Source organism: Streptomyces sp. NPDC007162, from assembly GCF_040634175.1.
GTDB lineage: Bacteria > Actinomycetota > Actinomycetes > Streptomycetales > Streptomycetaceae > Streptomyces.
The window spans coordinates 1-2,213 of sequence record NZ_JBEYFC010000889.1; the positions used below are offsets into that span (position 1 = coordinate 1).

Genomic DNA, 2,213 nt, shown 5'->3' on the forward strand with positions numbered 1-2,213 from the left:
GCCACGGTCACCGTCCTCTACCTGATCTACAAGTACGCGTTCCTCTACAACGACTTCGGCGGCGCCTGCGCGCTCAGCGTTGGCGAACCGCACCAGATAGTCCTGGGCGACCTCCTCACGGGCACCGCCGGCCGAGGTGACCAGCATGGTGTGGTCCTCGCCGATCCGGGCGCTGCCCCGTTCGCAGACGGCCTCGCAGCGCACCTGGTAGCCGAAGCCGCAGTTGACGAAGACCTCGACGTCCACGAGGGCGCCGCCGTCGGTCTCGAACAGCACCAACTGAGGGTCGAGCAGCCCGTCCGGAGCGCCCGACGAGGGCCGCGGGCGCAGCACGGTCACCGCGGTCGGCTCCTGGCCGAGCAGCCAGCGGGCCGCGTCGATCTCGTGCGACACCGAGCTGTTGATCAGCATGGCGCTGGTGAAGCCGGGTGGCGAGGAGACGTTGCGGTGGACGCAGTGCAGCATCAGCGGGCGGCCCAGACCGCCGCCGTCCAGCAGCGACTTCAGCCGCCGGTACTCGGCGTCGTAACGGCGCATGAACCCGATCTGCGCCAGCCTGCGGCCGAGCCGGGCCTCGGCCTCCACCACGCGGAGCGCGCCGGCGGAGTCCGGCACCATGGGCTTCTCGCACAGCACCGGCAGCCCGCGCTCGAAGGCCGCCAGCAGCGGCTCCTCGTGGGCCGGTCCGGGGGAGGCGATCAGCACGGCCTGCACGCCGGGCGCGTCCAGGGCGGCCAGCGGATCCGTGTGGACGGTGACACCCTCCCGGCCGGCCACCGCGTCCCCGGCGCGGTCGAGGTCGGGATCGGCGACGGCCGCCACGCGCGCCCCGCTCACCACATGGTCGAGCCGTCGTATGTGGTCGGCACCCATGTGTCCGGCACCCAGCACCGCGACGCCCAGCAGCTCAGCCATGTCCCCACTCCCTCTCGGCCGACGATCACGCTCCCGGAGCCTAGACGCCGGCCGAGCGAGGGGGTCTGTCAGTAGCGCAGGACTCCGGCGATGCCGTCCTGGTCGCCGAGGGTGCCGTCCGGTACGAAGCGGACCTCGGCGCCGGTCTCCAGGCACTGTTCGACGATCTCGTCCACGATGTCCTCCCGGGAGTCGAGGTCGCCGGTCACCGCCGGGACCAGGTGGTCGCCGTCGTCGCGGACCGTGGTGCGGTAGTTCTCCTCGACGGCCAGCAGCCGCAGGCGGCCCTCGCGGGCGCTCTGCCAGACCTCGTCGACGCCGGCCGCGAACGTCTTGTGACCGCGCGCGGACGCGAGCTCCCTGGCCACCGACGCGGTGCTCCGCCGGGACTCGGCCTCCAGCAGCGGCCGGAGCGCCTGCCACACCGCGTCCGGACCGGCGTGCGCGAGACCGCCGTGCCGCACGGGGATGCTGTGCCTGGCCACGTCGCCGACTTCCTCCCACAGCGAGAGGGCGGCCTGCTCGCCGGTGACGTAGAGCTGCCGCGGTTCCTCTCGCAGCAACGCGGCCATCGCGGTGTCAGCGTCCCGCAGGAAGTGCTTGGTGTCCTCGTCGCGGAAGGTGCTGGGCATGTCGCCGATCCGCTGCAGGCGTTCGGCGTCGAAGTTCACCTGGCGGCGGACCAGCGGGAAGCCGCCGTACCGGCTCTCGGTGACGCGGTCCAGCCCGCCGTTCCAGAGCGTGACGCGGTCGGCCGAGATCGACAGCACCCAGAAAGCCCGTTCGGCGGCGTGCGCCGAGACCAGGTTGCGGGTGAGGAAGGTGTCCGAGAGCACCACGCGCTCGGGCACGCTGCGGGCCAGGGACCACACCTGGTGCTCACCGGGCGCGGCGAAGATCACCAGACCGTCCTCGGTGTAGGTCAGGTCGACCTCGGCGAGTGCGCGGTCGAGTTCCCTGATGACGTCGGAGCGCCGCTCCCGGGTGACCGCGGGATCGGCCTCCAACTGCTTCTTCGCCTCGGCCACGACATTGCGCAGCCGGACGGAGTCCTGGGCGTTGTCGGGCTCGCGGCGGTGCGTCGGCGTCAGCACGGAAACGGCGGGATAGGGGCGCGGGCGGCGCAGCTCGGCGAGGGTCGAAGGACTGAGTGCGTGCTCCATACCAGCACCATAGGGCCGAATCGCCGGTGCGGCATTTGGGGTACCGCCGTAACTCGGTGATCGGCGACGAGGGCCTGACCGAGGCGGCCGAACCGCACCGCCCGATGATGATCGTCCACGGCCTCGCCGACGACA

Annotated in this window: 2 protein-coding genes; both read right to left on the reverse strand. The window is 71.9% G+C overall.

Going from position 1 to position 2,213, the window contains the following annotated elements; genetic code table 11:
• Positions 1–915 (reverse strand): Gfo/Idh/MocA family oxidoreductase (locus tag ABZ646_RS45435; protein ID WP_360533323.1); only part of this gene is annotated, 915 nt, incomplete at its 3' end.
• Between the two features lie 68 nt (positions 916–983).
• The gene (locus ABZ646_RS45440) at positions 984–2,078 is read right to left on the reverse strand and encodes a chemotaxis protein (RefSeq protein ID WP_360533326.1); all 1,095 of its coding nucleotides are present in this window, start codon (positions 2,076–2,078) and stop codon (positions 984–986) included.
• Between the last annotated feature and the right edge of the window lie 135 nt (positions 2,079–2,213).